The organism is uncultured Dietzia sp. (genome assembly GCF_937873725.1).
GTDB lineage: Bacteria > Actinomycetota > Actinomycetes > Mycobacteriales > Mycobacteriaceae > Dietzia.
In genome coordinates this window covers 114,228-122,359 of sequence record NZ_CALMYY010000112.1, presented here as the reverse complement: position 1 = coordinate 122,359, position 8,132 = coordinate 114,228, and the positions used below count along the sequence as shown (strand labels likewise).

Sequence of the window (8,132 nt, the reverse complement as noted above, 5' to 3'; positions counted from 1 at the left end):
TGGTACTGCACTCGCGAGGGTGTGGGAGAGTAGGTCACCGCCGAACACAATTTCATGACCAGCGGGAGGGACTCATCGTTCCTCCCGCTGGTCTTTTTTGTATTTCAGACATCGACCCCAGTGCCGTCTGTGCGGCGCGCGTAAGGTGAACGACGTGAACGAAGCCCGGTCAGAAGAGTCAGACAAGTCGCCGCGACGCGGTGATCGTGAGGTCCCCCGCAGAGGCGACCGGGCCTCCGCCGGCTCGCGGCGCGACAACAGCTCGTTCGGCGAGCGACGCGCTAAGCGATACGACGGGTCGGGTCGCGGCGAGGGTGCCGAGACCCCGGCCGCGCCACGGTCGGGCGGTGCCCGGGCGAGCCAGGGGCGGACCGCCGCGGGGTCCGACCGTCGGGCGGCCCCGCCGCGCGGCGACGGTCGTCGGGACGGGCGTCCCGGTGGCGATCGGCGCTCCGAAGGGCGGCCGGGCCAGGACGCACGTCAGGCAGCTCGCGCCGACGAACCCCCACTGCCCGAGGACATCGAGGCAGCGGACCTCGACATGGAGGTGCGCCGGGACCTGCGCGGGCTGGACAAGTCCAACGCGGATCTGGTGGCTCGGCACCTCGTTGCCGCCATGCACTTCGTGGACGAGGACCCGGGCGTCGCCCTGGCCCATGGGCGCGCCGCCAAGAACCGCGCCGGCCGGATCGGCGTGGTCCGCGAGACCCTGGGGGTGCTGGCATACCGGGCGGGCGAATGGTCGGAGGCGCTGGGTGAGTTGCGCGCTGCCCGACGCATCTCGGGCGGTCCTGGTCTTCTCGCCATGATGGCGGATTGCGAGCGTGGTCTCGAGCGTCCGGAGAAGGCGATCGAGCTCGCCCGGGGAGAGGAATCCCGGCTGGTCACCGGGGAGGACCTGGTCGAGCTGCGCATCGTCGAGGCCGGCGCCCGGGTGGACATGGGACAGCTCGACGCGGCGCTGGTGACCCTTCAGGACGCGGGCGTCGATGCGACCGCCTCGGGTGAGGAGGCCGCGCGTCTCGACTACGCGTACGCCGAGGTGCTCCTCGCTTCCGGGAGGAAGAAGGAGGCGCTGGAGTGGTTCGGGCACGCCGTCTCCGCCGACCCCGGACAGAACACGGACGCGGAGACCCGCCTGGCAGAACTCGAGGACCAGAGCCTGTGACGGACTCGTCCCTGGCCGCGCTCCACGACGCGCTACTGGTGGACCTCGACGGAACGCTGATCCGCGGGTCGGAACCGATCCCCGGGGCCGCGGACGCCCTCGACCGGTCCGGGCTGCCGGTGGTCTACGTGACCAACAACGCGAGCAGGGCGCCTGAGGACACGGCCGCGCACCTGCGCGCACTCGGCTTCCGGGCCGAGGCCGGCGACGTCATGACCAGCGCCCAGGCGGCGGTGGTCATGCTGGCCGAGCACGTGGACCCCGGAGCCAGGGTGCTCGTGGTGGGTCACGACAGCTTCCGTCGACTGGCCGAGGCGGCGGGATTCCAGGTGGTGCTCTCCGCGGACGAGCATCCGGACGCCGTCCTCCAGGGTCTGTCCCGCGAGTTGACGTGGGGTGATCTCGCGGAGGGATGCCTCGCCATCCGTCGCGGCGTCCCGTGGGTGGCGTCCAACGTCGACGCGACCCTGCCGACGGAGCGCGGACTGCTTCCGGGGAACGGTTCCCTGGTGGCGGCGCTGCGGGCCGCGACGGATCGGGAGCCCGTCGTGGCCGGCAAGCCGGCCGCCGGTGTGCTCCGGGCGGCCGCCGCCACGGTCGGTTCGCGGCGTCCCCTCGTAGTGGGGGACCGACTCGACACCGACATCGAGGGCGCGGTCTCCGCGGGGATGCCGTCGCTATTGGTGTTGACCGGCGTCCACGGCCCGGCCGACCTCCTCGCTGCGGGCGAACACCGTCGGGCCACCTATCTCGCGCACGACTTGTCGGCCCTCCTCCAGGCCCCGGAGCTCAGCCACATCGGATCGGCGCCCGAGCTCGTGTCCCGGGTCGCCGATGACGCACTCCACCTGGACGGGATCCCCGGGGATCTGCTCGGGATCGATCTGGCCAGGAGCGTCATCCGCCAGGCCTGGGGACACGGGGTGACGGCGATCGGGGACACGGGGTCCGACGTCCGGTCCAGGCTCGCCGACGCGGGACTCGTCGTCGGCTAGCGTGGACGGCGTGATCACCCCCGGACCGTCTCCAGCCCCCGGGCCCTCGGGCCCGGACGTCGACGAGCTCCGCTCGTCGTTCGACGACCTCCTCACCGATTCTGCCGGGGCGCGCGGCGGTGACGACGGCGGTGACGACGGCCGTGGCACGGGGGTGAGCGTGTCGGTGCGCGATCATCAGGTGGAGGCGCTCGACGCGGCCCACGAGTTGCTGGCGACCGCGCTCGCGGCGTTGGACGCCACACGCTGATGGCGGCCAAGAGGATGCGTCTGGACGCCGAGCTCGTCCGACGCAAGATGTGTGACAGTCGCGAACGCGCCCGGGACCTGATCGAGTCCGGACGGGTGATCGTCAACGGCGTGACCGCCGGCAAGCCCGCCACCCAGGTCGAGCCGACCACCTCCATCGCGCTCACCTCCTCGGACGAGCCGGAGTGGGCGTCGCGAGGCGCGCACAAGCTCATCGGCGCGCTGGACAGGTTCCACGACGTGACCGTCGAGGGGGCGCGGTGCCTGGACGCCGGTGCGTCGACGGGCGGATTCACCGACGTGCTGCTCGCCCGTGGCGCGACCCGGGTGGAGGCCGCGGACGTCGGCTACGGCCAGCTGGTATGGCGTCTGCGCAGTGACGACAGGGTCGGCGTCCACGACAAGACCAACGTGAGGACGCTGACGCCGGAGGCGATCGGGGGAGAGGTCGACCTGGTGGTCACGGATCTCTCCTTCATCTCCCTCGCGCTGGTGTTGCCCGCCCTCGCGGCGTGTGTGCGACCCGGCGGTGACCTCCTGCCGATGGTCAAGCCGCAGTTCGAGGTGGGGCGCGACCGCGTGGGCCGGGGCGGCGTGGTGCGGGACCCTTCGCTGAGGGTCGGCGCGGGGACCGGGGTGGCGCGCGCGGCCGCCGCCCTCGGCCTGGAGCCTGTCGACTGCGTGGCCAGTCCGCTCCCCGGCCCCTCCGGGAACGTGGAGTACTTCCTCCACCTCCGCAGGGCAGCGTCACCGGGGCCGGTGGAGTGGACGGACCACGCGGAGGGCGCGATCCGGACGGCCGTGGCGGAGGGGCCGCAGTGACGGACGCGACGGGGTCGGGGACCGGTCGCCGCATCCTGCTCGAGGCGAATGTCGAGCGACCGGATATCGCCGCGATCGTGGCGCAGGTGGTGGACGCCTGTGCGAGTCGGGGGATCGCGGTGCGGATGCTGGAGTCCACGAGCGCCAACGTCGCCACCGGGACCGGCGTCGAGGCCGTCCCGGACACCCCGCGTGCGGCGGAGGGGTGCGAGTTGGTCCTGGTCCTGGGCGGTGACGGCACCTTCCTGCGGGCCTGTCAGTACGCCAACGCGGCCGACGTGCCCGTCCTGGGGGTCAACCTCGGCCACATCGGATTCCTCGCCGAGTCGGAGGTCGCCTCGCTCAACGGGGTCGTCGAGCAGATCGCGGACCGGGACTACCGCGTGGTGGAGAGGATGACGATCGACGCGACCGTCATCCACGGGGACCGGGTCCTGGACCGTGGGTGGGCGCTCAACGAGGTGAGCATCGAGAAGCTCTCCCGGCAGGGTGTCCTCGAGGCGTCCGTGGAGATCGACGGCCGCCCCGTGAGCGACTACGGCTGCGACGGGATGCTCGTCTCCACCCCGACGGGGTCGACCGCCTACGCGTTCTCGGCCGGGGGGCCCATAGTCTGGCCGGAACTCGACGCCATCCTGGTGGTCCCGAACAACGCCCACGCCCTGTTCGCGCGGCCGATGGTCGTGGCGCCCACGTCCCGGGTGGCCGTGGAGACGGGTGTCCGGTCCGGCCCCTCCGTGGTGGTGCTGGACGGGCGCCGAGAGGTGGAGGCCCCAGCGGGCAGCCGGGTGGAGGTGGTCCGCGGTCGTCGCCCGGTCAAGTGGGTGCGATTGGACGATTCCCCGTTCACCGACCGTCTGGTCACCAAGTTCGAACTCCCGGTGACGGGGTGGCGCGGCCGCTCCTCCGGCCGGCCCCTCCCCTAGGGTGGGGGCGTGCTCACGGAACTTCGGATCAGCGGCCTCGGCGTCATCGACGAGGCCGTCGCCGACTTCGCGCCGGGACTGTCCGTCCTCACCGGGGAGACGGGTGCCGGAAAGACGATGGTCGTCACGGGGTTGAGGCTTCTCGCCGGGGGTCGCGCGGATCCGGGGCGTGTCCGGCGCGGCGCCGACAAGGCGGTGGTGGAGGGGCGGTTCGACCTCGCCGCCGCGGCGACGATGGACGCCGCCGACCGGCGCGACCTGGACCGCCTCCTGGACGACGCGGACGTGGATCTCGACGAGGACGGAACGGTGATCGCGGCCCGCCGGGTCGGCGCCGACGGGCGCTCCCGGGCCAGGCTCGGCGGGCGCTCCGTTCCCGCCGGCACCCTCGCCAGGTTCTGCGCCCCGGTGCTCGCCGTCCACGGGCAGAACGACCAACTGCGGCTGCTGCGGCCCGACAGGCAGAGGGACGCGGTCGATTCCCACGGGGGAGAGGACGCGCGTGCCGCTCTCTCCGCCTACCGCGAGACGTTCCACAGGTGGCGGGAGGTCGAGCGGTCCCTGGCCGAGCGCACCGAGCGCGCCCGCGAACTGGCCCGCGAGGCCGACCTGCTCCGCATGGGACTGGAGGAGATCGACGCCCTGGACCCCCAGCCCGGGGAGGAGGCCGAACTCGATGCCGTGATCCGTCGGCTCACGGACTCGGAGGAGCTCCGCGAGATCGCGGGTCAGGCCCACGAGATCCTGACGGGGGACGGCGAGACGGCCGAGCCCGTCGTCAACGTCCTGGACGCCCTCCGGCAGCGGCTCGCCGGGGCGGGGGACCCCGCCCTGGTCCCCATCGCCACAGGCGTCGAGCAGGCCGTGGCCGCACTGGGGGATGCCGCCACGGAGTTGGGCTTGTACCTGGCCGGGCTCCCCGTGGACGTGGCGGACCTGGATTCCGCCCTCGAGCGCAGGCACGGCCTCCGCGCTCTGACCCGGAAGTACGGCACCGACGTGGACGACGTGATCGCGTGGGCCGAGAAGGCGCGGGGTCGACTGTCCGAGGTGGACACCTCCGACGCGGCGGTGGCCGAGCTGAGGGCCGTCGCCGCCGGGCTGGCCGCCCAGCTGACCGAGCGCGGCGCGGCGCTCACCGCGGTCCGACGGGCCGCCGGAGAGGACCTGGCCCGTCGGGTGACGGCCGAGCTCGCCGAGCTGTCCATGGGAGGGGCGGGGCTGGTGGTGCGGGTCACGCCGAACGGTGACGGGCCCGCCTCCGCGACGGAGTCGGGACTGGACGACGTCGAGTTGGCCCTGGACGGGCCGTCCGGGGTGGTGCCGCTGGGCAAGGGGGCCTCGGGTGGCGAGTTGTCGCGGGTGATGCTCGCGCTGGAGGTGGTCCTGGCCGAGCGGTCCGGCGGTGGGACGCTGGTGTTCGACGAGGTCGACGCCGGAGTGGGCGGCCGCGCGGCCCTGAGCATCGGCATGCGGCTGGCCACCCTCGCCAGGACGCACCAGGTGATCGCGGTGACACACCTCGCCCAGGTCGCCGCGTACGCGGACACCCACCTGGTGGTTCACAAGACCGTGGACGCGGAGGGCGGTGACGGCGTGGTCTCGGGGGTGCGGGCGGTGGATGACGCCGACCGGGTGACCGAGCTGGCCCGGATGCTCGCGGGCATGGAGGACACCGACACGGGCCTCGCGCATGCCGAGGAACTCCTCGTCAAGGCGCAGACCGAGAAGTCTCAAGCTCAACTCGACCGTTAACCCGACACGCCGATACCTCCTCCCTCGTCGCTCGAATCACACGAGTGATACTCGGGCACATGAAGATGTCGGGTCTCCTCAGTCGCCGTTCCCACGACCTCGACGGTGTGGTCGGCGCCGTCCGTCACATCCGGGCAGGGTCGTCGCCCCACCGGAAGCTCGGCCCGAAGGACGTGGCGGTCCTCGACCTCAACAGGACGTCGGCGGACACGGCGCGCGCGCTGGTCGAGGCCGGCGTCGCCGCCGTCATCCACGTCCCCCGCGCCGGGGAGGAGATGCTGCCCCGCGCGGCGTTCCGGACGCTCGCGGCGTCGACGATCCCCGTCGTCGAGGACGCCGACCTCTCCGCGGTCGCGGAGGGGACGAAGGTGCGTGTCGACGAGGGCGTGGTCTACTCCGTCAAGACCGAGGACGAGCTTGCCTCCGGCCGGGAGTCGGGCCCGGCCACCCTCCTCGCCGAGGTGGACGCGGCCGAGTCCGGGTACGTCGAGTCGGCCCTCGCGCACCTGGCCAATGCCACGGAGTTCCTCAGCCTGGAGCATCCGCTGCTCCTCGATGGTGAGGGACTGCCGCAGATCGACGTCGAGTTCGCCGACCGGCACGTCGTGGTGGTGACCGGGGACGAGTCGTCGCAGGCCCAGCTGGCCGATCTCAAGCCGTTCATCAAGGAGTACCGCCCGCTGCTCGTCGGAGTCGACGGGGGAGCCGAGCTGCTGCGGTCGGCCAAGCTGTCCGCGGACGTCGTGGTGGCCACCCCCACCGCCGTCTCCGAGGAGGTCCTCACCGACGGTGCCGTCCTCGTGGTGCCGGCGGACCGTGACGGCAGGGCCGAGGGGCTGGAGCGGGTCACCGAACTCGGAGTGGGGGCCACCACCTTCCCGGCGGCGGCCACGGCCCGGGACATGGCCCTGCTCCTGGCCTTCCACAACGGCGCCGAGATGATCGTCGTGACGGGCGGTGACCGCGGGCTGGAGAACGTCTTCGGACCGTCCTCCGCCCCCTCCTCGACGATGGTCGATACCGCGGTCTCGTCGCGCCTGGTCCACGCGGACGCCTGTTCGACCCTGTACCGGTCGCGCGGGGCCGGGATCGGGCTGGCGCTGGTGGTGCTCGCGGCGCTGGTTGCCGTGGCCGCCGTGGTGGTGGCCCGCGACTCCGCCCAGGATCTGCTGATCTGGGCCGTCGACATGTGGAACGGCTTCGCCCTCTGGGTCCAGGGCCTCGTCCGTTGATCTCCCTGCGCCGCCACGTCCTCACGCTGGTCGCCGTGTTCCTCGCCCTCGCGGTGGGGGTGATCCTGGGGTCGACCTCCGTGGCGACGTCCATCCGGGACGCGGTGGTCGACAGGGAGGACACGACGGCGGCGCGGCTCGACTCCGCGGAGGAGGACCTGGCGGCCCAGCGGCTGGCCACCGACCGGCTCGACGCCATGGCCGGGGTGTTCGCCCCGGCGGTGCTCGACGGGATCCTCGACGAACGGCCGGTCCTCGTGGTGGTCGCCCCGGGTGCCTCGGGCGAGGACGTCGACGCGGCCGTCGACACCATCACCGCGGCCGGGGGTGTCGTCGCCGGCCGGATCACGCTCACAGACAAGGCGATGGACCCGGCCGCCGACGCGGAGCTCGAGGCCCTGGTGGCCAACCTCCCGATCGGCACCGCGCCCGCCGCGGACGCGGACCTCGGAACCCAGCTGGGGACGGCGGTGGGTCGGGCCGGGCTGCTCCGCACCGAGGACGCGAAGCCGCACCTCGACGACGCCGACCGGACGACGGTGCTCACGACCCTCGCGGACGCGGAGGTCATCGACTTCGAGGCCGGCACCCTCCGGCCCGGGCAGCTGGCGTTGATCGTGACCGGCCCGGGCGAGACCGAGTCGACCGCCGTGCGGCTGGCCGCGTTCGCACGGACCCTGGACCGCGAGGGCGCGGGCGTCGTGGTGTCGGCCGAGGTCGGTGGGGCCGACGGCCACGACGCCGTCCGGGTCCTGCGGTCCTCCGGCGAGACGGGCGTGTCGACCGTGGACTCGGCGGGCTCCGAGGCGGGCCGTCTGGCCACCGCGCTCGGGCTCGCGGAGCAGTTGGCCCGGGGGCAGGGGCACTACGGCCTGCGCCCGGATGCGGCCGCGGCGGTGCCGCCGCTCCCCACGGCGCCCGCTCGGTGATAGCCTGAAGCCCCGTGGGGTGCACCGGAGCCACACCAGCTTTCATCCATTCCGGC

General features: G+C 73.0%; 8 protein-coding genes. All 8 read left to right on the top strand.

Annotated features, from left to right (window positions below):
- The first annotated feature begins 541 nt into the window (after positions 1-541).
- The 8 genes from Q0444_RS12590 to Q0444_RS12555 are packed head-to-tail and all read left to right on the top strand — an operon-like array spanning position 542 to position 8,076.
- Entirely contained in the window at positions 542-1,168 is a 627-nt protein-coding gene (locus Q0444_RS12590) for a hypothetical protein (protein ID WP_349679634.1), read from the top strand.
- Positions 1,165-2,163, top strand: coding sequence for an HAD-IIA family hydrolase (locus tag Q0444_RS12585; RefSeq protein ID WP_291085714.1), 999 nt, complete (start codon positions 1,165-1,167; stop codon positions 2,161-2,163). The genes Q0444_RS12590 and Q0444_RS12585 overlap by 4 nt, the downstream gene beginning before the upstream one ends.
- Positions 2,164-2,173: 10 nt before the next feature.
- Complete coding sequence (locus tag Q0444_RS12580; RefSeq protein WP_299023379.1) at positions 2,174-2,413, top strand: hypothetical protein; 240 nt, start codon at positions 2,174-2,176, stop codon at positions 2,411-2,413.
- Positions 2,413-3,234: a TlyA family RNA methyltransferase gene (locus Q0444_RS12575; protein ID WP_299023378.1), complete on the top strand. Its 822-nt coding sequence runs from the start codon at positions 2,413-2,415 to the stop codon at positions 3,232-3,234. The genes Q0444_RS12580 and Q0444_RS12575 overlap by 1 nt, the downstream gene beginning before the upstream one ends.
- Positions 3,231-4,160 carry an NAD kinase gene (locus tag Q0444_RS12570; RefSeq protein ID WP_299023377.1) on the top strand — a complete coding sequence of 310 codons (930 nt, stop codon included), beginning with the start codon at positions 3,231-3,233 and terminating at the stop codon, positions 4,158-4,160. The genes Q0444_RS12575 and Q0444_RS12570 overlap by 4 nt, the downstream gene beginning before the upstream one ends.
- Positions 4,161-4,169: 9 nt before the next feature.
- Positions 4,170-5,915, top strand: coding sequence for a DNA repair protein RecN (gene recN / locus Q0444_RS12565; protein ID WP_291085702.1), 1,746 nt, complete (start codon positions 4,170-4,172; stop codon positions 5,913-5,915).
- A gap of 59 nt (positions 5,916-5,974) precedes the next feature.
- On the top strand, positions 5,975-7,147 hold the full coding sequence (steA, locus tag Q0444_RS12560) for a putative cytokinetic ring protein SteA (RefSeq protein ID WP_299023376.1): 1,173 nt from the start codon (positions 5,975-5,977) through the stop codon (positions 7,145-7,147).
- A complete protein-coding gene (locus tag Q0444_RS12555; protein WP_291085696.1) occupies positions 7,144-8,076 on the top strand; it encodes a copper transporter in 933 nt (310 codons plus the stop codon). The genes steA and Q0444_RS12555 overlap by 4 nt, the downstream gene beginning before the upstream one ends.
- The last annotated feature ends 56 nt before the right edge of the window (positions 8,077-8,132 follow it).